Source organism: Bacillus sp. N1(2025) (assembly GCF_053470005.1).
In genome coordinates this window covers 322,565-343,938 of the sequence record NZ_JBLTJB010000002.1, presented here as the reverse complement: position 1 = coordinate 343,938, position 21,374 = coordinate 322,565, and the positions used below count along the sequence as shown (strand labels likewise).

General features: G+C 46.5%; 24 protein-coding genes. 10 read left to right on the top strand and 14 right to left on the bottom strand.

The window, feature by feature from the left end; genetic code table 11:
• Positions 1–56: 56 nt before the first annotated feature.
• Entirely contained in the window at positions 57–245 is a 189-nt protein-coding gene (locus ACNFN4_RS06585) for a 2-hydroxymuconate tautomerase (protein WP_020957977.1), read from the top strand.
• Positions 246–282: 37 nt separating this feature from the next.
• On the opposite strand, the gene ACNFN4_RS06580 is transcribed toward ACNFN4_RS06585, so the two are convergent.
• Positions 283–702, bottom strand: a complete 420-nt coding sequence (locus ACNFN4_RS06580) for a MarR family winged helix-turn-helix transcriptional regulator (protein WP_020957978.1) — start codon at positions 700–702, stop codon at positions 283–285.
• Between the two features lie 385 nt (positions 703–1,087).
• Here ACNFN4_RS06580 and ACNFN4_RS06575 point away from each other — a divergent pair, with 385 nt between their 5' ends.
• On the top strand, positions 1,088–2,467 hold the full coding sequence (locus ACNFN4_RS06575; RefSeq protein WP_032865071.1) for an amino acid permease: 1,380 nt from the start codon (positions 1,088–1,090) through the stop codon (positions 2,465–2,467).
• Between the two features lie 65 nt (positions 2,468–2,532).
• Here ACNFN4_RS06575 and ACNFN4_RS06570 read toward each other — a convergent pair whose 3' ends face one another.
• From ACNFN4_RS06570 to ACNFN4_RS06560, 3 genes are all read right to left on the bottom strand, one after another.
• On the bottom strand, positions 2,533–3,033 hold the full coding sequence (locus tag ACNFN4_RS06570; protein WP_007407653.1) for a YwgA family protein: 501 nt from the start codon (positions 3,031–3,033) through the stop codon (positions 2,533–2,535).
• 39 nt (positions 3,034–3,072) lie between these two features.
• Positions 3,073–4,374, bottom strand: coding sequence for an HD domain-containing protein (locus ACNFN4_RS06565; protein WP_003151035.1), 1,302 nt, complete (start codon positions 4,372–4,374; stop codon positions 3,073–3,075).
• Between the two features lie 159 nt (positions 4,375–4,533).
• Entirely contained in the window at positions 4,534–4,758 is a 225-nt protein-coding gene (locus ACNFN4_RS06560) for a DUF1450 domain-containing protein (protein ID WP_003151034.1), read from the bottom strand.
• Between the two features lie 202 nt (positions 4,759–4,960).
• Here ACNFN4_RS06560 and ACNFN4_RS06555 point away from each other — a divergent pair, with 202 nt between their 5' ends.
• The 5 genes from ACNFN4_RS06555 (at position 4,961) to ACNFN4_RS06535 (ending at position 8,832) form a co-directional block, all read left to right on the top strand.
• The gene (locus ACNFN4_RS06555) at positions 4,961–5,734 is read left to right on the top strand and encodes an RsfA family transcriptional regulator (RefSeq protein WP_429774387.1); all 774 of its coding nucleotides are present in this window, start codon (positions 4,961–4,963) and stop codon (positions 5,732–5,734) included.
• A gap of 260 nt (positions 5,735–5,994) precedes the next feature.
• The gene (locus ACNFN4_RS06550; RefSeq protein ID WP_012118696.1) at positions 5,995–6,309 is read left to right on the top strand and encodes a PadR family transcriptional regulator; all 315 of its coding nucleotides are present in this window, start codon (positions 5,995–5,997) and stop codon (positions 6,307–6,309) included.
• Positions 6,310–6,864 carry an HAAS signaling domain-containing protein gene (locus tag ACNFN4_RS06545; protein WP_095060297.1) on the top strand — a complete coding sequence of 185 codons (555 nt, stop codon included), beginning with the start codon at positions 6,310–6,312 and terminating at the stop codon, positions 6,862–6,864.
• A gap of 97 nt (positions 6,865–6,961) precedes the next feature.
• Entirely contained in the window at positions 6,962–7,882 is a 921-nt protein-coding gene (locus tag ACNFN4_RS06540; protein WP_007407659.1) for an ATP-binding cassette domain-containing protein, read from the top strand.
• Positions 7,879–8,832 (top strand): ABC transporter permease, encoded by a 954-nt coding sequence (locus ACNFN4_RS06535; RefSeq protein WP_014419138.1) that lies wholly within the window; start codon positions 7,879–7,881, stop codon positions 8,830–8,832. Before ACNFN4_RS06540 ends, ACNFN4_RS06535 begins: the two co-directional genes overlap by 4 nt.
• Here the strand turns inward: ACNFN4_RS06535 and ACNFN4_RS06530 are convergent.
• The 6 genes from ACNFN4_RS06530 to ACNFN4_RS06505 form a co-directional block, all read right to left on the bottom strand.
• Complete coding sequence (locus ACNFN4_RS06530; protein WP_047936276.1) at positions 8,822–9,658, bottom strand: hypothetical protein; 837 nt, start codon at positions 9,656–9,658, stop codon at positions 8,822–8,824. The two genes, ACNFN4_RS06535 and ACNFN4_RS06530, sit on opposite strands and share 11 nt — an antisense overlap.
• Positions 9,649–10,446, bottom strand: a complete 798-nt coding sequence (locus tag ACNFN4_RS06525; protein WP_032868176.1) for a hypothetical protein — start codon at positions 10,444–10,446, stop codon at positions 9,649–9,651. The genes ACNFN4_RS06530 and ACNFN4_RS06525 overlap by 10 nt, the downstream gene beginning before the upstream one ends.
• Positions 10,415–11,338, bottom strand: a complete 924-nt coding sequence (locus tag ACNFN4_RS06520; protein ID WP_448200066.1) for a DUF6895 family protein — start codon at positions 11,336–11,338, stop codon at positions 10,415–10,417. Before ACNFN4_RS06520 ends, ACNFN4_RS06525 begins: the two co-directional genes overlap by 32 nt.
• A 48-nt stretch (positions 11,339–11,386) precedes the next feature.
• On the bottom strand, positions 11,387–11,566 hold the full coding sequence (locus ACNFN4_RS06515; RefSeq protein WP_003151018.1) for a hypothetical protein: 180 nt from the start codon (positions 11,564–11,566) through the stop codon (positions 11,387–11,389).
• A gap of 151 nt (positions 11,567–11,717) precedes the next feature.
• Positions 11,718–12,581 (bottom strand): lipoate--protein ligase family protein, encoded by an 864-nt coding sequence (locus ACNFN4_RS06510; RefSeq protein WP_007407665.1) that lies wholly within the window; start codon positions 12,579–12,581, stop codon positions 11,718–11,720.
• A 46-nt stretch (positions 12,582–12,627) separates the two neighbouring features.
• Positions 12,628–13,527 (bottom strand): LysR family transcriptional regulator, encoded by a 900-nt coding sequence (locus tag ACNFN4_RS06505; RefSeq protein WP_007407666.1) that lies wholly within the window; start codon positions 13,525–13,527, stop codon positions 12,628–12,630.
• A 115-nt stretch (positions 13,528–13,642) separates the two neighbouring features.
• Between ACNFN4_RS06505 and ACNFN4_RS06500 the strand changes: the two genes are divergently transcribed.
• Positions 13,643–14,620, top strand: a complete 978-nt coding sequence (locus tag ACNFN4_RS06500) for a YeiH family protein (RefSeq protein ID WP_448200065.1) — start codon at positions 13,643–13,645, stop codon at positions 14,618–14,620.
• Between the two features lie 37 nt (positions 14,621–14,657).
• Here the strand turns inward: ACNFN4_RS06500 and pta are convergent, their stop codons facing one another.
• Positions 14,658–15,629, bottom strand: coding sequence for a phosphate acetyltransferase (gene pta / locus ACNFN4_RS06495; protein WP_003151012.1), 972 nt, complete (start codon positions 15,627–15,629; stop codon positions 14,658–14,660).
• 256 nt (positions 15,630–15,885) lie between these two features.
• Between pta and hemQ the strand changes: the two genes are divergently transcribed.
• Both hemQ and ACNFN4_RS06485 read left to right on the top strand, forming a co-directional pair.
• A complete protein-coding gene (gene hemQ / locus ACNFN4_RS06490) occupies positions 15,886–16,650 on the top strand; it encodes a hydrogen peroxide-dependent heme synthase (RefSeq protein ID WP_003151011.1) in 765 nt (254 codons plus the stop codon).
• A 119-nt stretch (positions 16,651–16,769) separates the two neighbouring features.
• The gene (locus ACNFN4_RS06485) at positions 16,770–17,549 is read left to right on the top strand and encodes an SDR family oxidoreductase (protein ID WP_007407669.1); all 780 of its coding nucleotides are present in this window, start codon (positions 16,770–16,772) and stop codon (positions 17,547–17,549) included.
• 16 nt (positions 17,550–17,565) lie between these two features.
• On the opposite strand, the gene ACNFN4_RS06480 is transcribed toward ACNFN4_RS06485, so the two are convergent.
• The 3 genes from ACNFN4_RS06480 to ACNFN4_RS06470 are packed head-to-tail and all read right to left on the bottom strand — an operon-like array spanning position 17,566 to position 21,374.
• Positions 17,566–18,765 carry an aminotransferase class I/II-fold pyridoxal phosphate-dependent enzyme gene (locus ACNFN4_RS06480; protein WP_448200064.1) on the bottom strand — a complete coding sequence of 400 codons (1,200 nt, stop codon included), beginning with the start codon at positions 18,763–18,765 and terminating at the stop codon, positions 17,566–17,568.
• Positions 18,766–18,777: 12 nt separating this feature from the next.
• A complete protein-coding gene (locus ACNFN4_RS06475) occupies positions 18,778–19,959 on the bottom strand; it encodes an MFS transporter (protein ID WP_007407671.1) in 1,182 nt (393 codons plus the stop codon).
• The gene (locus ACNFN4_RS06470; RefSeq protein ID WP_007407672.1) at positions 19,956–21,374 is read right to left on the bottom strand and encodes an ATP-grasp domain-containing protein; all 1,419 of its coding nucleotides are present in this window, start codon (positions 21,372–21,374) and stop codon (positions 19,956–19,958) included. The genes ACNFN4_RS06475 and ACNFN4_RS06470 overlap by 4 nt, the downstream gene beginning before the upstream one ends.

The following is a 21,374-nucleotide window of genomic DNA, read 5'->3' as shown; positions in this document are numbered from 1 at the left end:
ATACTATAAGTGACCTCTCTTCCAAAGAGAGGAAACGATAAAGGAGGATCAGCACCATGCCGCTCGTAACCGTTAAAATGCTTGAAGGCCGCACAGATGAACAAAAACGGAATCTGGTTGAAAAAGTGACAGAAGCCGTAAAAGAAACGACAGGCGCAGCCGAAGAAAAGATCATTGTCATGATTGATGAAATGAGAAAGGATCATTACGCCGTCGCCGGCAAACGGATCAGCGATACGGAGTAATCCTTGATAATGGCCGGCGCTGCTATGTCAGGCCGGCTTATTTCATTACTTTTTCAACGAGGCTGAAAAAGGTATTCTTTTCTTCTTCTGTCAATGCTTCGAACAGCTCGTCAATGAGCATCTGCCGGTTTTCAATCATTTGCATGGCCGCCATTTTTCCCGATTCGGAAAGCGTCATCCATACCGTGCGTCGGTCTTCGTTATTTCTCGACCTTTCCACGAAACCCTCTTTTTCTAAATGATTCAGAGCGGTTGTCGTGGCTGAAGGCGATAATGTGACTTCCTGCAATATATCTTTAATCGTGCACGTGCCGTGCCGGTAAATAATCCTGAGAATAAATCCTCTGATATTGTTTATACTCTTCGGAATTGTCGCCTCATCAAGCTTTTTCGTGCTCTTTAAATATTTCGTGAGCGCGTAATCCAGTACATTTGCTTGCAATATATCGTACTCCATGCAGAAACTCCCCATTTCAAGATGCATCCATCATCATTTGATTGTTTTTTATTACATTTTACTGATACCTCGCGGGGAAAGTCAAAATTTCGGCCGGAAAGCCCGCAACTTTTATCCTGCCCTATACAGACTATTATCTCCTGCTTTTTTACCCATCCCTTTTATGCAATGCTGGTTTTATAGACATGATTCAGGTAAAATCATTAAGGGTGACTGCGTTTGACGGAAAGGATAATCTGATCGGATGCGGCAGACAATATGACTGGAAAAGAAACGGAACAGACGGGGAAACAGAACACAGGATTGTCGATTACACAGAAGATGTGACACGGGTAAAAGCCAAAGAGCCCCTCTTGGCTTTTGCTTTTGGATGGAGGGATGCGTGTTGCGGAATATCCTACAAAAAAAAGACATCACCCAGCTGCTTGAACAAAGCAGAAACAGGCAGACTGCCAAAACGATGGGTGGATTTGATTTAACTTTACTGGGCATCGGCGCCGTCATCGGGACGGGCGTCATGGTTCTTACAGGCATTACGGCCGCGAAAAACGCCGGACCTTCCGTAATCTTTTCTTTTATCATTGCAGCCGTTGTCTGCAGCCTTGCAGCATTATGTTACGCCGAAATCGCTTCTGTTCTCCCGGTTTACGGAAGCGCCTATATTTACTCTTATACCACCATGGGAGAAATTGTCGGCCATTTAATGGGCTGGACGCTCTTATCCGTTTATATGGTGACGGCGTCGGCGGTGGCAAGCGGCTGGTCAAGTTATTTTAATAATCTGTTAGCCGAAATCGGCATGCCTTTGCCGGACAGTCTGCTGCACGTGCCGAGCCAGGGGGGCATCGTCAACCTTCCTGCCATCATCATTACTCTATTAATTGCCGTCGTTCTGTCACGCGGCTCCAAAGAGAGCAAAACCTTTAATAATATAATGGTTCTCGTAAAAATCGGAATTGTTTTGCTGTTTATCATCACAGGAAGCTTTTTTGTAAAGCCGGGCAATTGGCATCCTTTTATGCCTTTTGGAATCAAAGGCGTCATTACGGGGGCTTCTGCCGTCTTTTTTGCGTTTCTCGGATTTGACGCGATTTCCGCTTCGGCTGAAGAAGTCAAAAAACCGCAGCGCAACCTGCCGATCGGTATTATCGGTTCACTGGTGATCTGTACATTGGTATACGTCATCGTCTGTCTCGTCATGACGGGGATGGTTCCGTATTCACAGCTTAATGTGCCGGAAGCCATGTCTTATGTGCTGCAGTCTGTCGGACAAAACGCGGTGGCGGGCGTTATCGCTGCCGGTGCGGTGATCGGACTAATGGCCGTCGTTCTCGCCCATACCTATGCGGCGACCCGTATATCTTTTGCGATGGCAAGAGACGGAATGCTGCCGAAAGTCTTTACCATTGTCGGAAAGAAATCGGGAGCGCCGATCTTTAATACGTGGCTGATCGGACTGATCAGCGCCTGCATCGCGGGTTTTGTTGATCTGAAAGAGCTGTCAGATCTCTCAAACATCGGCGCATTATTGACATTCGCCATGGTCAGTCTGTCCGTGCTGATTCTGCGCCGCACCCATAAGGATCTGCCACGGGGATTTAAAGTGCCTTTTGTACCCGTTCTGCCGATTTTGGCCATTATCTGCTGTTTGTTTTTAATGGTCAATCTGCCGCTGAAAACGTGGCTTTATTTTGCCGTCTGGCTGATCATCGGCGTGATCGTTTACTTTTTATATTCGTACAAGCACAGCAAATTGAGACAATAAACAAAACCAGGCCCGCTTTATGTGCGGCCTGGTTTTTTCATCAAAAAAGACGAAAGCCATCGCCTTTAACAAATGTGTTTCAGCTCTTCTATGTAGTGAAGCGCCTCATCATATTCTTCATCCGTATATTTCTGTTTGCTTTTTATCGTAAACACTTTCTCTTTCTTTTCCTCAGCTTCAAGGCCGTCAAAATACAAAATCGTAGACACCAGCTCCAGAAACCGCGATGAGCGGCTGTTGACGCTGTCGATGTACTTCTTCATATCCGGCATCGTAAGCTCCGCATGATGTAAAAACTCGGCTCCCGTCTCCGTCAGCGAGTACCGGTATTGAAAGTAGCCGCCCTTTTTTTCCTTCACCTCATCCAGAAACCCAAGATTGCACAGCTCTTCAATTCGAAGCGTCAGTTCTTCGGAATACGGGCCGTAAAAATGAAAATCATATTTTTCGTAGAAAGGATACTGCATTTTCTTCGCGATATAAATGATTTTCTGCAGCTTTTTCCGCCCGATGATTTCTCCAGAATCCGAGAACACCTTCATCAGTTTTGCATGTTCTTTCAACAAATTCCCGACATCTCCTTTTCCTTCTTTACCAAAATCCTTCTATGTCAGTCCCAGCAGCTGCCGGATTTTTAATTTTGCTTCAGGGTTTTCTGAATCGTCACAAATGAGGTCCATCGGATAGTAGAGCTTATGGTCCGTCCGGCGTTTGCCCGAAATGGATTCGACAATGGCGGACTGCCTGGACAGCTCTTTGATCTGGCCGTTCTGCGTTAACAGGTGAATCGGCAGACGCTCCTCCTCTTCACCCGGCCGGTAAAAATCATACGGCAGATCCGATGAAGAATCGACCACTAAATAGTAATTGGGATCAATTCCCGCCTCTTTAAACAGAGCGGTCAGTTCAAAATAAGCCGACATTTCCTCATTGGGGTTAAATTCGGCATATTGAAACAGCTGGCGGTTAATAAAGCGGCGGCACAAGTCGGACAGAATCGGGTCCTCTTCTTCCTCCCAAGCCTGGAAGTAATATAAAATGATGGCTTCATCAAGCTTCAGATAATCCGCAAGCGTCAGCTTCCCTTCAAAAATGGAATAAAAATGAACGGGAGCATGAGTGAATATATACCCTTCTTCATGGAGCTGCTTCGCACGGTGGAGAATTTTCGTCAAAATGACTTCAGCGCTTCTCGTCACTGGATGAAAATACACCTGCCAGTACATTTGATAGCGGCTCATAATATAGTCTTCGACGGCGTGCATGCCGCTTTGCTTAATGACGATCTGGTCCTCTCGCGGACGCATCACCCTTAAAATCCGTTCCATATCAAAATGTCCGTAGCTGACGCCCGTATAGTATGCGTCCCGCTGAAGGTAATCCATCCTGTCGGCGTCAATCTGGCTCGAAATCAGGCTGACCACCTGCTTGTTTTTGTATGTTTTGGCAATGACTTCGGCAACATCCTGCGGAAATCCCGGTCCCGCCTTTCTGAGAACCTGATTCACCTCGGTGTCGCCGAGAATGATTTCCCTCGTATAGTCTTCATGATCCAGATGAAAAACCTTTTCAAAGGAATGCGAAAACGGCCCATGTCCCAAATCGTGCAAAAGCGCGGCGCTGAGACAGAGTTCGCGTTCATTGTCATCCCATTCAGGACGCCCTTTAAAAACATCATCAACCATTCGTCTGACAATCTCATAGACGCCGAGAGAATGGTTAAAACGGCTGTGTTCCGCGCCGTGAAACGTCAAATACGTCGTACCGAGCTGTTTGATCCGGCGCAGCCGCTGAAATTCACGGGTGCCGATCAAATCCCAGATCAGCTTGTCCCGCACATGAACATAGCGGTGAACGGGATCTTTAAACACTTTTTCTTCTGATAATTTTCCGTTTGGATACGCCATCGTCATTCCCTCTTTTTTTTAGCCGTGATTCTATTATATCGGCTCTGTAATTTGAAAACATCCTTGAATTTGTCCGGCGTTTTGTTCCAGTTTTCCGTCATTGATTTTTTGAAGCAAAAAAGCCTGACCCATCGGGCGAGGCTGTCGTAAAATACACATTTACTTTTTGATCTTCTTTTTCACTTTCTCAATCAGCTCGTCCTCAGTCGGCGCCGACAGCGGGCGGTTGTTTACGAAAGCAAACGATTTTTTGCGTCCGGGCCCGCAATATGACTGACATCCGACCTCCACTTTTGCATCCGGGTCAGCTTCTTTCAAACGCGGCAGCAAAGTCTTAATATTGGTGGCCTGGCAATCATCACACACTCGGAATTCATTAGCCATGATGTACGCTTCCCTTCATTCAATGTTCCTCTATGTTAAATCTTAATTTTAAAAACGAAAAAAATCACATCACATCTCATTGTACAAGGATTCATCTTATCCTGCAAGGCTCTGCGTATCTCTCATTCTTTCAGCCAATTTGTATAAATATTTTCCAATCTGGACATTCTAATACCATCAAAGATATTGGGGGTTGAGAACATTGACAAAACAAAGACAGGACGCCTGGTCGGAGGAAAATGACCTGCTGCTTGCGGAAACCGTGCTCCGTCACGTTCGGGAAGGAAGCACGCAGCTGAACGCCTTTGAAGAGGTAGGCGATAAATTAAACAGAACGTCGGCAGCGTGCGGATTCAGGTGGAATGCCGTCGTCCGCCATCAATATGAAAAAGCGCTTCAGCTTGCCAAAAAACAGCGGAAACAGCGGATGCGCGCGCTCGGAAACGGCCAGCCGGCCAAGAAGAAACTATTATACCAGCCGCCTGCACCGGATGCGGACATCATGCAGGAAACCACAGCCGAAGAGACGGTTCAAACGGAAGCGCCAAAAGAGGATCGGCAAGCCGTCATGTCCGGCGAACATATGCCTTATGTCGATGAAAGCTTCAAGGAAGAGTTAGCTAGTTTATCACATTTGCTGGCGCCTCAGCAGCCGAGCCAAAAGGCGGAGCTCACAATGGCAGACGTCATTCAATTTCTGCAGAGCTATGAAGGCAGCGGAAAGCAAACTTCCGCCCTGCAAATGGAAAATGACCGTTTAAAACGGGAAAACCAAGAACTTCAGTCTAAAACCGAGCAGCTGGAAGCGGCCGTCGAAAAGCTTGAAAAAGATCAAAAAACCATTCAGGAAGACTACGAAACCTTGGTGAAAATTATGAACAGAGCCAGAAAACTAGTTTTATTTGAAGACGATGAACATGCCTCTCCGTCCTTTAAAATGGACCGGAACGGCAATTTAGAAAAAATGGCCGAATAACGGAAAAACCCCTTTCCTTGTCATGGAAAAAGGGGTTTTTGCCATTTGTCAATGACGCGAATCCTGATCTATATTAATGTAAACATTGTTCAGGAGGCCTTCTTCCCGCAAGGGCTGCGCATCTCGGTCCCCGCCCGCACATAAGCATAAAGATTCAATTCCTCATCCCAAATGGTTCTTGGGAATTATTGATCGATTAGCTACTGTGCAATACACTGTATAGAGAATACAATTATTAGATATGATGGGAATGATAGTAAATGAGTAGCCAATTACGAAAAGGAGCGTTGGAACTTTGTGTGTTGTCCCTGCTTCTTTATGAAGATTTATATGGTTATGAATTAATCAAGATCATAAGTGAAACGTTCCCTGTATCGGAGGGCACCATCTACCCCATATTACGAAGACTCACAAAAAATAACTACCTAAAAACGTATACAGCAGCTTCCGATCAAGGCCCATCACGCAAATATTACAAAGTAACAGAAGAAGGCGCCTTTTATCATCACACATTAAAATCGGAATGGCTTGACCTGTCCGAAAAAGTGAACAGCATCATTAAGGAGGGAAAATGAATGTGTAAAGACCAATATTTAAAACATCTCCGGCGGGAAATAAAAGATCTGCCGGAATTTGAGCAAAAAGAGATACTCGCCGATATCGGCGAAATATTCCAAATGGGCGACGCTGAAGGAAAAAGCGATGAACAAATCGCCGGCAATTTAGGAAACCCCAAAACACTTGCGCGCGCCTTAAAAGCGGATATTTTCATCAGTGATGCCGAGGAGCAGAAAACATGGCGCTCCTTTTTCAAAGCATTCGGCCTGATGCTGGGTATGGGCATGTTCAACTTCATGTTTATGCTGACACCGTTTCTTTTTGCCTCTGTTGCGGTGTTAAGTTTGATGGCGATCGGCCTGATGCTGATGACCGGATCATTCTTTCTCCTTGTAAAAGTGCCGATTGTAACAGCCATTTTTAACGGATGTATGGTTCTTGGAGCGGGTATGGCGGTGTTTATGGCCGGATTTGATCTTTCGAAACTGATATTCCGCATCTTTTTGCGCTATTTCAAATGGAATGTCAGCGTTGTAAGGAGGGAAACCATTGAATCGAAAAATGTGGTATAGCATTGCTCTCATTTTAATCGTTGCCGGCCTGATCGGAAGCATGTTCTTCGGTTTTGACGGCTTTTACCCTAAATCATAAGGAAGGTGTGCAAATATCATGACTGAACCAGCCCTGATATTAAAAGATGTCTCTAAAACAATCAATCATACCCCTATTGTACAGTCAATTTCTTTCGATGTGAGAAAAGGCGAGATATTCGGCCTTTTAGGGCCGAACGGCTCAGGAAAAACCACTATTTTCAGAATGATCGTACAGCTTATTAAAAAAACAGAAGGAGCCATTTCATTCAGAGGCAGACCGGACAGCGACTTTGAATATTTTATGAGACATATCGGGGTTATCATTGAAGGCCCGGATATGTATCCGAATATGACCGCTTTGCAAAACCTAAAATATTTTACTAAACTGCGCAGCACCTCGCTGCGAACGGATGACCTTATGAATACCCTTGCAAAAGTCGGGCTAGAGCAGGCTGCCCGCAAAAAAGTGAAACATTTCTCATTAGGTATGAAACAGCGCTTGGGGCTCGCTTATTCTCTTCTTCACAATCCCGGATTATTAATTCTGGATGAACCGATGAACGGCCTCGATCCTAAAGGAATGAAAGAATTGCGCACCATTCTTTCCGATTTATCGAAGCAAGGGGTTTCCATTTTATTATCAAGCCATTTATTGTCGGAAATGGAGGAGATTTGCGACAGGGTTGCCTATATTAAAAAGGGACGGATTTTAGGAATTGAAGACATGAAGAACAGACATGACCTTGGTCAGAAAAAGCTGTTTACCGTCACGGTCGATCATCCGGCAAGGGCGAAAGAAATATTAGAGCAGGACGGTATTCTTCAAGTACAGCAAAAAGACAGCCGCATCATTGAATTGGAAGCGGAAGAAGATACCATCCCGTATGTCATTAAATCTTTGGCAGAGAAAGAGATTCTGATTTCCCGCGTTTCTGCAAGAACTTTGTCATTGGAAGAGAAATACATGATGATTACAGATCAGGAGGACGCGGTATGAGCATATTTCATCTGGCGCAGAACGAATTCATAAAAATAACCCGAAAAAAAGGCACACTTTTATCTCTTTTTTTCCTGTTTCTCATCGTTTTGCTGGCCGGCCTTATTATGAATCATGAGTTAGATGCTTCCTCGGATAACAATTGGAAAGAACGGCTTCTCGCCGAAAAAAAACAGGAAGAAATTGATAAACCCGCTGAAACGACAGGCGTTTATTATTCTGCTGATGTTAAGAATAAAGACTATTATTTGGAGCATAACATCAACCCTTATGAATGGAACGGCTGGAGGTTTTTCGGCACGGTTACTTCAAACGGGCTTGAGATTTTCGTCAGCTTGACCGCGATTTTAACCGTCAGCGGGGTTGTTTCTAAAGAGTTTGCCCTTGGGACGATTAAGTTTATCGCTACAAGCCCGAACCGAAGATGGCGGATTTTAACATCGAAATTTCTGGCCTCCCTTCTGTTTACCGGTATGATTTACTTATTTTACTGTGTGAGCTGTTTGCTGATCGGCGGCGTGTTATTCGGTTTTTCCAATGCTTCATATCCGCTCGTCTATACTCATTTAAATGACAGTCTGTATACCATCAGTTCAATCAAAGCATCCGGAATCATTCTGCTTTTGCGTTTCATATCAATTATAAGCATTGTCACCATTGCGTTCACTTTGTCAGTATTGTGCAAAAGCCAGGCGCTCTCCCTTTGCTTATCGATTTTACTGCTGTTTGCCGGCAGTATATTGGGCGGAACTGATTTGCTTGCCCAATTTACGTGGTATAAATTTACGCTCTTTCCGCATTTAAATCTCGTTGCTTATGTAAATAAAAGTGCGGGTGATGCGATTTCAACGTTAAACATCCCCTATTCCGTGACGGTTATAGCGATCTACTTTCTTATATGTTTATTGATTTCTTTTTCCGTCTTTCAAAAGAGAGACATTACAGCATAGACAGAGAGGCGGCGGCATAATGAGCGGACGGCAGGAAATACTGACGGTCCAGTAATTTGCCGCTGACCGCCCCTTGGTCCATCGCTAATGGATTCAAATAACCGAAGCTCCCGCTGCTTCGCTGCTGAAAGCGTAGAAATTCCCGCCCTTCCCGTATAAAAAGCGCCTCATCGAATCGGAGAAATTTCATAATGGCTGTGTATTTTGCAACGGCGTCAATGTGATACTTTCTGCACTCGGCTAACATTAAACCTGAAAAAGCAAAGTCTGATGTTTTGTACCATTCCGTGAGAAAAGGCTGCAATTCTTTCATTTGCAAATAAGTGACGGCATAAAGGGCATCCGCCTGTTCTTCCTGCATGCCGCCCGGTGCCATGAGCAAATCGGCCTCACGTTTCATCCCGGTTTCTAAGAACACGATCAGTTCTTCCGGAGTCACCGCCCCAAAATAAACTCCTAACACCATGAGGATCATAGAGGACGGCTCTGATTTCAGTTCCTCTTGTAAACCGCGGACCATTTGTTCAAGTCCGTTATGAAAAAAGATGCTTTTTGCGGCATCTATCCTGCGGTACACATGATACGCATACGCGAACAGGACCGGATGGCATTCGTGCGTTTTTTCTCCAAAATAACGATCTAGGAATAGAATGACTTCTTCTGTATCCTTTCTTTTTTCAAAGTGATGACATGCCGCTAAACCGCAAAACAGGTGCATGAGATCATCTGCTTCTATTTCTTCCGGCTGCAGCTGAATGTTCTTCCAAAAACCCAGCAGCCATTCTTCTGTTTTTTTTATATTAAAATGTTCCTTGACTATCTGCATGTTCCACACTCCAGATTCAGAATCTCAATCGCCGGCAGAAGAGCCGGAGCACAATGAATGGATGGATTCTCGTTATTTATATGATGAAGAGCCGCTTGACAGCCATAAAAAAATGGATCGATACACGATTGGATAAATAACATATTGCACAGCTGTTTCATTTTTCGGCTGCCGAGACAAAACACAAGCCATTTTTGAATGGACGCCTTCAAGCCGGGATGAAGCAGATGCTCTCCCTCATTCAAATGAAGAAGACAGTACTCGACAAACTCCAGCTCGTTTTCAGCTGTTCTTTTCCATGCGTCATGGAGCAAAGGCTGAAACATCGAATTCTTGTAAAAGCGCACTTTTTCATGGTCAGTTGACATTCCCAGCTCGCTCAGCAAACCGACGAATTCGGCGTATTTAAAATAAGGCCATTCTTTTTTTATAAGATAGCCGTTTTGCAATCCGTGACGTATGACCTGATCATCCGAATCCATTCCCTGTTTCTTTTTATAAGCTTTTGCCGTTAAATAGATATGAATCAACTCATTGACAATGGCCGTGTTACAGTGAAACAGATCTTCCCAGCATGACTTATCAACGAAAGCGGAGGCAATCCTTTCAGTATGTTCTTTTACAGCGGAAGAATGGCTCGTCTTCCTGTAGTACTTGCAGAAGCCGGCAAACAGCTGAAGGCTCTTTTGATCCGGAAGCGATTGTTCAGCAAAAGATAATAAAAATTGATCCGTCTCTTCAGCTAATCTATTCAAGTTAATCGTTCCTTTCTGCTCTAAGACAGGCATGCGCGGCACCAGCGGCGACAAGTGTTGTATGATAGCAATGTTTGAACACATCTTCTCTTCGCTGTTCACCTGTCAAACCGGGTTTATGTTGATAGGTGATGCTCGGGACATTCCCCTCTTTCATTCGGCCCTGATAGATTTTATTCCAGGCTGCTTCATAGAGCGGTTTATGGTTGTCCTTATCCATGTTGATATGTAAAAAAGAGCTGCACATCAATAATTCACTGGTAATATCTAAATTCTCAAGACAGATATAGATCCCGAGAAATTTCAGGACCTTTTCTTTTAAGGACGGCAGATGATACTCTTTATCCGTAAGCGAAGAACATCCCATGTCTGTTATATAAAAAATCGTATGAGTGATGCTGTACGCATCATGATCCGTCATATATGTATTTGGGATATCCTGACCAGCTGCTGTGTAGTGATATAAGTCAGAAAAATCCGTTATTTCCGAGGTTACGCCTGCTCTTTGCAGACTGTACTTCAGATCCATTTTCCGAAAGGGAACTTTAGCAAGGCTGCAATCAAAACGCGCTGCCGTGAATTTTTCCAGCTCCCATATCACCGAAGCCCGTGACGGATGATCAGTCAAGGTAAGAAATTCACCCGCAATAGCCAATCCGGCGAGACCGTCCGGATCAAAATGAATAAATTCTTCAAGCTGATCATTACGGAGCCTTTCTGTAATAAACTCCGTTAAAACAGCAACTTCCTTATCATCTGCCTGATTTCTGATCAGGTAATTGGTAAGAAAAATGAGTTCTATAAATGTTTTAAGGCGCCATCTGAAATCATTCGCTACTTTATGATTCATATCAAAATAATGGATATTTTTAACAATCCATGACAGTGCTCCCCGCTTAATTTCTTTTATATACTCTTGTGTCAAACTCTCACCGCCTCGTCTCAGATGTGTAGGCTCCAAACAGTGATTATCCTACTTTTGAGCGGCTAAATCAGAGAAATTCAAATTCGGGTTTTGATTGTCTTCTTGGCTCGGCACTACAAGCACCCAGCCGCTCCAAGCGAAAGAATTGCCTGATTGTTCCGCATCTCCGGCTAACAAATGTGTCGGGATCGTGATTCTTTTTTCTTCTTTTATTTTTTTAAAGTTCATATCTCCATCTCCTTCAGTTTATAGAATTATTTGGAACCTACATAAATATATTAATCAAATAAGGTATATAATGTAAACTAGTTTTGATATAACGATTCTTTTTCACTATAACTAAATAGTATATAATTACCAAAAACAAAAAAGCCCGGACTTAGTCCAAGCTTTCCTGCGTGCCGAACACCTTCTCATTCCGTTCCAGCATTCGGGTCAGATTTTTTTCAAATACCATTTCCTCTTCCGGCGATAATCCGGCTGCATACAGGCGTCCGCTGAGTTCCTTCAGTTCAGTCAAAAGCGCCAGCATTAAGTCTTGCACGGTAATGTCCGTTTGCAGCAATTCGCTTAATGAAGCCATCGTTTCGGGCCGGATATCGGGATATACGCCTTTTGTATCGTTGCTTTTGTCTTTTAAAGCGGCTTGATAGAAACGTCTGATCAGATCGGCGCGTTCGCTTCCGCTTTTATCGGCGCAAAGGTAAATCTGAACCGCGGTTCCGCCCCGCAGGCGTCTTTGTGAGATTCCCGCGAATTTTCGTCCGCCGATGCTGAGATCATAGCTGCCCGGACAGTACGATCCTTTAATTTCATATGCTTCAATTTCGGCATGGTGCGGACGCAGCATCCGCCGCACCAGCTCTGTCATCGCCTCGTAGCCTCTGTCGATGTCGATGCCTTTTTTTTCGTCTTCAAAAATAAGGGAGATATTCAATACGCCTTCGTCCAGTACGACGGCGAGGCCTCCGGAATTGCGGACAATGACACGGTAGCCTTCGTCCTCCAGCAATTTCACGCCGTCCTCTAAAAACGGCAGGCGCGTGTCCTGAATGCCGAGCACGATCGTCCGGTGGTGCACCCAAGAGCGTGCCGTCGCAGGCGATTCCCCTTTGCCTACGGAGGCGCACAGCGTATCATCCATTGCGAATGACTGCTTCGCATCAAAATAAGGGCCGAGGCTGGATTGGTCAATGATTCTCCAGCTCGGCTGCATCAGTAAATCAATCGGTTGCTTTCCCATCTATATTAAATCCCTTTCGTCATAGGCTTTCCATGCATTTATTATATCACTCCGCTTGTGATGATTGAAATTGGCTTTTCAAAAGAGCGATGAAGATTTCTTTGTTTTTTGTGTTCTCCATAATGGAAGATTGGATGATAGACAGTTTCCGTTTTAAGGAGAATCCTTTTATCTCAAGCACGGAAATGCTGCCGTGAAGCAGATCCTTTTGCAGCACGCTTTTTGACAGTACGGAAAGACCCATTCCGCTGATCACGGCTTCCTTGACGCCCTGGTTGCTGCTGATCGTCATCATGGATTTCGGCCGCAGTCCGTTTGATTGAAGGACGTGGTCTAAATATTCCCTCGTTCCCGAACCCTTCTCCCTCGTCACCCACGCTTGATTTTGCAATTCAGCAGCCGGGATGTTTTTTCTGCCGGCGAGCGGGTGTCCGTTCGGTGCGGCAATGCACAATTCATCCTCCATAAACGGCTGAATGTCGAGCTCGTTTTTCCCCGTATGCCCTTCAATTAATCCGATATCGGCTTGAAGCATCCGAACCGCTTCGCTGACCTCCTCCGTGTTTCCGATCATGACGTCCAGGTTCAGCTCGGGATACTCGTTATGAAGCTTTGCGAGAAGCGGCGGCAGAATATATTCGCCGATGGTAAAGCTCGCGGCGATTTTGAGCTTCCCTTTGACATAATGATGATGGGCGTAAATTTCGGATTTCGCCTGTTCGTACAAAAAGACCATCTGCTTGGCGCGCTGATAGAGAATGTCCCCCGTCGGCGTAGTCGTAAAGTGCTTCGGAGAGCGGTTCAGCAAGGCGGTTTGAAATTCTTTCTCCAGGTTTTTAATGTGAAGGCTGACGCTCGGCTGAGAAATCATCAGCTTCTGCGCCGCCTTTGTAAAGTTTTTTTCTTCCACGACGGCAATGAATGTTTTCAGTTCCCCATAATACAAAAAGCATCGCCCCTAATCATTATTTTTCCTAATCGTTTAGATCATATAAATATATTTTACTAATGATTGAGACCGCAGTAAAGTGGAGTTATCAAGATAATGGGAAGTGACTGAGATGAAGATGGTAAAAGGTGTTTCAGTTACCGCAGGAATTGCGTTTGCGGCTTTCTATGTCAGCCGCCTGCCGTTTTTGCATATGTTCGGAATGCTTGTCCTTGCAATGCTGATCGGCATGCTCTGGCGCGCCGTATTCGGACAGCGGGCGGCATTAGAGCCGGGGATCGCGTTCTCAAGCAAATACTTGCTGAAAGCAGGCATCATCCTGCTTGGCATGAGACTGAATCTGGCGGATATCTATCATGCGGGCTGGCACGTATTTGCAATTGCCGTCTGCTGTATGATGTTTGCGGGTGCCGTTGTATACGGACTGTCCCGGCTGTTCCGTATAGATCAGACACTCAGCACGCTGACAGCCTGCGGCACAGCGATCTGCTGGGCGGCTGCCATTGCCGCGATCGCGCCGCAGATCAGATCAAATGAAAATGCAGCCGCCATCAGCGCGGCCGCCGTTTCGTTATTAGGAACCGTTTTTACTGTTGTATATTCTCTTGCTTATCATGGATTGGGCTTTTCTCCTGCGGCTTACGGAGCCTTTTGCGGGGCAACGCTTCACGAGGTGGCGCATGCGGCGGCGGCCGGCAGCGCCGGAGGAAAATCAGCCGTCGAGATGGCGGTGATCGTCAAACTGACCCGGGTCGCGCTGCTCGTCCCGGCCGCATTCATGCTCGGAATGCGGGCGCGCCGCAGCGGAAAGTCAAAGACGGCTTCTGCCGCTTCGCTCCCCATCCCTTGGTTTATCTTCGGATTTCTCGGAATGAGCGCCATCCATACATCAGGCGTTATTTCAGCCTCGTTTTCCGCGTTTCTTGTTCAAGTGTCTTATGTTTTCATCGGCATGGCGATGGCGGGTCTCGGTTTGAAAGTCCATATATCGGCGTTTCGTCATAACGGCTGGCGGGCGCTCGCAGCAGGCTTGATCGGTTCTCTCTGTTTGTCCCTGTTCGGCTGGGCCGCAGTGACGTTCTTTCTATAAAAAAATGCCGGCCCTCGTAAAGGCCGGCTTTTGCGGATTACAGCGCTTGAGCAGCCGTAATTAACGCAAGATTGTAGACGTCTTCCGCATTACATCCTCTGGAAAGATCGTTTACAGGCATATTTAATCCTTGCAGAATCGGTCCGACCGCTTCAAAGCCGCCTAAGCGCTGAGCGATTTTGTAGCCGATGTTTCCTGCTTCAAGGCTTGGGAATACAAATACATTCGCGTCTCCTTTAATGTCGGAGTCCGGCGCTTTTTTCTCCGCGACAGACGGCACAAATGCAGCGTCGAATTGGAATTCGCCGTCAAGCGTAAGCTCAGGCGCTTTTTCCTTCGCAATTTTCACGGCTTCAGCCACTTTGTCCGTCTCATCTGATTTCGCCGATCCTTTTGTAGAGAAGCTGAGCATGGCAACGCGCGGGTCAATGTCAAACATTTGAGCCGTATTGGCGCTTTCAATGGCGATTTCGGCAAGGTCCTGGCTGTCAGGGGCAATGTTGATCGCGCAATCAGCGAATACATATTGCTCGTCACCGCGGGCCATGATGAAGACGCCTGATGTTTTTTTCACGCCTTCTTTTGTTTTAATGATTTGAAGTGCAGGGCGCACCGTATCGGCTGTAGAATGTGCAGCTCCGCTGACAAGTCCGTCTGCGAGACCTTTGTACACAAGCATCGTGCCGAAATAGTTTTCGTCCAGCAAAGCTTTGCGGGCCTGTTCTTCCGTCGCTTTGCCTTTGCGGCGTTCTACGAAAGCCTGAACGAGTTCTTCCATGCCTTCATATGTATGCGGGTCAAAAATGTCCACGCCGTCAAGCGTAAGGTTTAATTCTTTCGCTTTTGCTTGAATGTCTTCTTTATTGCCGACTACGATCGGCTTTAATACCTTGTTGCCCGCCAAGTTGTTGACCGCAACCAGGATACGTTCGTCCAACCCTTCAGGAAATACGATTTTCACATCTTTTCCTGCGACTTTTTCTTGTACTTTTGTAAATAAATCTGCCACGATATACCCTCCTCTATGTTGACAAAAAACGCTTACTTTTACAGCATACTCTTCTTCCAGCTAAATTCAAATAACCAACTTCCATTATAGCGCTTTCAAAAAGAAATCTTATTTTTCTAACTAATTTAATTGACCGTTTGTTCACGGCATAGTTTCTGACACAAGGCTTCGGATTATTCAAGGTTTCTCCACAGCCGAAACGGTTAAACTGTGATATAGTGAAGGCATCAATGAATAGATATAGGAGTGAAGATACATGAGTGAGCAGCAAAAAACGAACGAAGCCGCCCAAACGCTTGACGGCTGGTACGCGCTTCACGATTTCCGCACAATGGACTGGACGTCATGGAAGATGTTATCCAGCGATGAGCGCCTGTCGATTATTCACGAATTTACGGGACTGCTTGAAAAATGGGGTGTCGCCCAAAAAGAAGGCAAAGGCTCGCAAACCATCTACAGCATCGTCGGACAGAAAGCTGATTTTATGCTGATGATTCTTCGCCCGACAATGGAAGAGCTGAACGAAATCGAGCTTGAATTTAACAAATCAAAGCTTGCTGAATTTACAATCCCGGCTTATTCTTACGTGTCCGTGGTTGAGCTGAGCAACTACCTCGCAAGCGGAGAAGGCGATCCGTATGAAAATCCGCATGTCCGCGCCCGCCTGTATCCTGAGCTGCCCGAAGCGAAATACGTCTGCTTCTATCCGATGGATAAAAGAAGAAGCGGCAATGACAACTGGTACATGCTTTCTATGGATGAACGCAGAAACCTGATGAGAAGCCACGGCTTGATCGGACGGAGCTATGCCGGCAAAGTCAAACAGATTATCACGGGATCTGTCGGTTTTGACGATTACGAATGGGGCGTCACGCTCTTCAGCGATGATGTGCTTCAGTTCAAAAAACTTGTTTACGAAATGCGCTTTGATGAAGTCAGCGCGCGCTACGGCGAATTCGGTTCATTTTTTGTCGGAAACCGCTTGTCTCTTGACACGCTTCCGAAGTTTTTGCACGTGTAACAACCACCCGCCTGTCCGGCGGGTTTTTCCTTTGTCAGAATTTAAATAAAATTTGCTATTTTTATCATTTTTTTTTACGATGTAAAGGAGATTCCATTTTGGTAAAGGGGTGCAGACAGTTGTCAAAACGAACCGCGTTTATTATGGGAGCCAGTCAGGGGATCGGCAAAGCGATCGCTCTGAAACTGGCGGACAATGGCTTTCATACCGTCATTAATTCACGAGTTCCCGAAAATATCGAATCGGTAAAAGAAGAGATCCTCGCCAAACATCCGGATGCGGGCGTCACCGTTCTGGCCGGGGATATGTCGGACCAGAAGACAAGAGCCGGCATTTTTGAAGAGATCAGATCACAATGCGGACGGCTTGATGTATTGATCAACAACATTCCGGGCGGCTCGCCGGATACCTTTGAAAACTGCGATATAGAAGATATGACAAATACCTTTACGAATAAAACGATCGCTTATATCGACTCTATGAAAACGGCCGCAGCAATCATGAAGCAGCACGAATTCGGCAGAATCATTAATATCGTCGGAAACCTATGGAAAGAACCCGGCGCCAATATGTTTACCAACAGCATGATGAACGCCGCTTTAATTAATGCCAGCAAAAACATCGCCATTCAGCTTGCGCCTTTTCACATTACTGTCAACTGTCTGAATCCCGGGTTTATCGCCACAGACCGTTATCACCAATTCGTGAAGAATGTCATGAAGCAAAACGGCATTTCTAAAGCGGAAGCGGAAGAACGGATTGCCTCAGGCGTCCCGATGAAGCGTGTCGGAACTGCGGAAGAAACCGCGGCGCTGGCTGCCTTTCTTGCCTCTGAAGAAGCCTCCTATATTACCGGACAGCAAGTATCAGCCGACGGCGGCAGCATGAAAAGCATATAATAAAAACATCCCGCTCTCAGCGGGATGTTTCTTGTAATGAAGGAAAGGACAAACCGAGCTTTTGAATCCGCAGCACGAATTCCCTCAAATCGCCCTTCTTGGCCACCATTGATATTCTGACATAACGCTTTCCGCCGTTGCCGAAAATCTCGCCGGGCGTCACGACAACATGGGCATGCTCCAGCAGATAGTCCGAAAACTGGTGTGAAGACTCGAATTCATTCGGAATTTCAGCCCAGACATAAAAAGTCCCTTTCGGTTTTTCAATGCTCCAGCCTAATTCCTTTTCACATAACGCCGTGAAAAAGTCAATCCGTTCTTTATATGTGCGCTTCAGACGCTCGGTATGCTCAGGATTTCCTGACAGCGCCGCCGCTGCCGCCTGCTGAAGGCCGCCGAACATGCCGACGAAGACGTGATCCTGAAACTCATTGACCGCCTGAATGATTTTCTCATTCCCCACAGCAAATGCCATTCTCCAGCCTGCCATATTGAAGGTTTTCGAAAATGAATAAAGCTCCGCGCCGACCGTTTTCGCTTCTTTCGCCTGAAGAAAGCTGGCCGGGTTCTGATCAAATTCGAACGCGCCGTATGCAAAATCGTGAATAAGATGGATGTCATGTTTTTTTGCAAACGCTGCCGCTTTTTCATAAAACGCCTGATCCGCAGTCGCGCCCGTCGGGTTATTCGGGTAATTCAAAAACATCAGCTTGGCTTTTTTCAGGACGGCGGGATCAATCCGCTCAAAATCCGGCAAATAGCCGTTTTCCGGATGAAGCGGCATCTCATGCAGCTCCGCTCTGGCCATTGTAATTCCCGATAAATACTCAGGGTAGCCGGGGTTCGGGACTAAGGCGATATCGCCGGGATTCAGCAGGCATTGCGTCAAAACGTACAAACCAGCTTTCCCTCCGCCGAACAGCGCGACTTCTGTCTCCGGATTGACCGATACCCCGTACTCTCTCTCATAAAATTCCGCGATGGCTTCTTTCAGAAACGGATAGCCTCTGAACGGGCCGTATCCGTGATACGAAGGATTCAGCGCAGCCTCCCGCAATGTTTCAACGATATGCGGCGGTGTGGGGAGATCGGGATTCCCCTGCCCGAGGTTAATGATCTGAGCTCCCGTTTTCTCCATCTCTTTTACCTTTTGAAAAACGAGCGAAAATTCCTGTTTCGGAAGTGTCTTGATGACGTCGGACGGTATGGTTTCCATCTGAAAGGCTCCTTATAAATGAATTTGCTCTGATTCGTTATTCCGTTCTGAAAAGGATTTATTGACCAGTTTTGTATGCAGAAACAGCCCGCTGACCAAAAGGACGATAAACGCCATGATGACTGCCGCGTCTACAATGTTGATCAGCATGGAACCGACGGCGATGCACAATCCGATGGAGGCCTCCGCCACCGAAAAGATCCGGCCCTGAATCTGGTTCGCCGCGTTCTCCTGAACTTTGACCTTTGCCAGCACTTCACCGTATTCCATTGCGATAAAGAAAAGAATGGCGGCAATGACTGACACGGCGAAAATCGGGGTGAACAAAAACAGCGCAAGCGAGACGATCGATAACACTGTAAAATACATCAGCCCTTTATTGTTGTTAAAGCCCCATTTGCTGACAAGAGCGGCGCCGATAAAGCCGCCGAAGCCGATACAGAACGTCAGGATGAAATTGCCGATTTCCCCGTCGCCTAAAAAGCGGCTGACAATCGGGAAATAGCTGTAGACGACACCCCACAAAAGCGCCATCGTAATCATCGTGAACATGGCGTTTAACACAAAAGCATTTGTTTTGATTTCTTTCAGGCCTTCTTTAAACGACTGAAAAGCTTCCCTTACGTTTTCTGACTGAATCGGCACGTATTGAAGCTTAATGCGGCTGATGAAAAACGCGGAGACAAGATAGGTCACCCCGTTAAACGCGACGGCAAGCTCCACAGAACCGCCTAACAGAAAAAGTCCGCCGGCTGCAGCGCCGACAATAATCGAAATCGTCGTGGCTTTTGCAAACAAAGTGTTGATATTTTTAATATCCGCTTCTAAAGACGACATGACCGCGAGACGTGCCGGGTTAAAAAACACGCCGCTTCCGTAAGAAACAAACAGCAGCGCCAGAAAAAGCAGCGGATATTCGCCTTTCGGGAGAAATGTCAGCCCCAAAAAGATGACACCTCTGATCACATCCGTCCACAGCATGATTTTCACCCTGTCGAGCCGGTCCACGAGCACGCCTAAAAACGGCTGAAACACCATCGGAATACTGCGGACCGCGATGACGCCGGACGTCACCCAGTAGTCGTGATAGTATGTAGACAAAATGAGCAGAGCCGGGAGAACGCAATAGTCTCCCATAAACGAAAGCGCCTGCCCGAAAAGCAAATACTTAGAGTTCGGTTTCAGCTGTTTCATACCGGTAACGCATACTTTGCAGTCAGCTTCGCCTGCTGCTGAATTTGTTTGATTGATTCGGCCACGTCACCCGAATTGCTTCCTTTCAGCTCGAACGCCGCAATGCTGTTGAACGCTTCGAACAGCCGCAGATCCACGGACGTACCCGCCTCGGCCGCCGAGAAAGAAACGATTTCGGTGTCTCCCTTTAAGACGCCGTCGGGAATGTCAATGCTTTCAATGACGAAATCGACAGCCGTCTCAGGCAGCTGGCCGTTCTCTTTGAAATGCTGAGGATACAAGTGGCAGTCGGCGACATAGCATGGCTCCTGCTCCAATAATCCTTTCGGCAGATCGGCTTCTTTTCCGAAACAGAGAACATCCAATAACAGCTGCGCCATATCGACGCCGAAGACCTTTTTAATATTCGGAATCATGTTCCAGCCCGCAAATCGTGCCGCTGATTCAATCAGTCCGGCTTCCCGGTTTTTCATTAATTTAATCTCTGTATGTGTTGCGCAGTTTTCGAGGCCTAGTCCTTCATTCGCCTTTTTGGCTGCTTCGACGATTTTCCGCTTCGCGTCATCATCCAGGATGGACGGCGTAATATGCGATGTCTCCGTGAATCCGATTTGCGGTGTTTTATCATGAATCGCGACAGGGAAGTATTCCCCGTCGGCCATGATGCCTTCTATGCTGATATAGTCGGAATAACCGCTTGTTTCGTACCAGTCGTCATACTCGCCCTGCAAAAATTCTTCCGCGATAAACGGCGCTTCAAACGTGACCGCTTTCGGTACGTTGATCGACTTCAGGTATTCATTGACTCTGTTAAATTCGGCTTCTGCCGTTTCCCTCTCTTTGATAAGCGTCACGCCGATGGAGCTCGCCAGATATGTAGGCTTCAGAATGAGCGGCGTTCCGATTTCCTGAAGCGCGGCGCGGAAATCTTCCAGCGTCGTCACCCGTTTGTTTTTGATGGATTTGACGCCGGCCCGGTTGAAGGCGGCTCTCATTTTGTTTTTATCTCTGGCATTTTCAGCGGCCTGTACGCCCGCTCCCCGCAGGCCGAGACGTTCACACGCTTTTGCCATCGGAGCGATAAACAGTTCATTGTTGGTCGTAATGGCGTCAACCGCGAACATGCCGGCCACCTTGACGATTTCTTCGACTACTTCTTCCTCAGGTTTGTCATGATCTTCATGAGCCCAGTAAATCGAATCGGGATGCTCAAAATCAGCCAGACTCTTAAAATAGTCTTTATCTTTAATGACCGCGACCGAGTATTTTTCAATCAAAGCCGCATGAGAGGCTGTAATTGCAAAAGGCCTTGGAATAAAGCTGACCAGGTTATATTTTTCAGCAGCGCTTTTATAAAACATGTGCGGCGGGCAGCCTCCAAGATCAGCAATGACCAATACTGTTTTTCTCTCCAT

Bases quoted from the DNA above. Each gene is read 5' to 3' on its own strand.
- ACNFN4_RS06585 (WP_020957977.1), top strand. From the start codon at position 57: ATGCCGCTCGTAACCGTTAAAATGCTTGAAGGCCGCACAGATGAACAA.
- ACNFN4_RS06580 (WP_020957978.1), bottom strand. From the start codon at position 702: ATGGAGTACGATATATTGCAAGCAAATGTACTGGATTACGCGCTCACG.
- ACNFN4_RS06565 (WP_003151035.1), bottom strand. From the start codon at position 4,374: ATGGCGTATCCAAACGGAAAATTATCAGAAGAAAAAGTGTTTAAAGAT.
- ACNFN4_RS06560 (WP_003151034.1), bottom strand. From the start codon at position 4,758: ATGGCTAATGAATTCCGAGTGTGTGATGATTGCCAGGCCACCAATATT.
- ACNFN4_RS06550 (WP_012118696.1), top strand. From the start codon at position 5,995: ATGAGTAGCCAATTACGAAAAGGAGCGTTGGAACTTTGTGTGTTGTCC.
- ACNFN4_RS06545 (WP_095060297.1), top strand. From the start codon at position 6,310: ATGTGTAAAGACCAATATTTAAAACATCTCCGGCGGGAAATAAAAGAT.
- ACNFN4_RS06540 (WP_007407659.1), top strand. From the start codon at position 6,962: ATGACTGAACCAGCCCTGATATTAAAAGATGTCTCTAAAACAATCAAT.
- ACNFN4_RS06535 (WP_014419138.1), top strand. From the start codon at position 7,879: ATGAGCATATTTCATCTGGCGCAGAACGAATTCATAAAAATAACCCGA.
- ACNFN4_RS06530 (WP_047936276.1), bottom strand. From the start codon at position 9,658: ATGCAGATAGTCAAGGAACATTTTAATATAAAAAAAACAGAAGAATGG.
- ACNFN4_RS06525 (WP_032868176.1), bottom strand. From the start codon at position 10,446: ATGCCTGTCTTAGAGCAGAAAGGAACGATTAACTTGAATAGATTAGCT.
- ACNFN4_RS06515 (WP_003151018.1), bottom strand. From the start codon at position 11,566: ATGAACTTTAAAAAAATAAAAGAAGAAAAAAGAATCACGATCCCGACA.
- ACNFN4_RS06510 (WP_007407665.1), bottom strand. From the start codon at position 12,581: ATGGGAAAGCAACCGATTGATTTACTGATGCAGCCGAGCTGGAGAATC.
- ACNFN4_RS06500 (WP_448200065.1), top strand. From the start codon at position 13,643: ATGAAGATGGTAAAAGGTGTTTCAGTTACCGCAGGAATTGCGTTTGCG.
- hemQ (WP_003151011.1), top strand. From the start codon at position 15,886: ATGAGTGAGCAGCAAAAAACGAACGAAGCCGCCCAAACGCTTGACGGC.
- ACNFN4_RS06480 (WP_448200064.1), bottom strand. From the start codon at position 18,765: ATGGAAACCATACCGTCCGACGTCATCAAGACACTTCCGAAACAGGAA.
- ACNFN4_RS06475 (WP_007407671.1), bottom strand. From the start codon at position 19,959: ATGAAACAGCTGAAACCGAACTCTAAGTATTTGCTTTTCGGGCAGGCG.
- ACNFN4_RS06470 (WP_007407672.1), bottom strand. From the start codon at position 21,374: ATGGAGAGAAAAACAGTATTGGTCATTGCTGATCTTGGAGGCTGCCCG.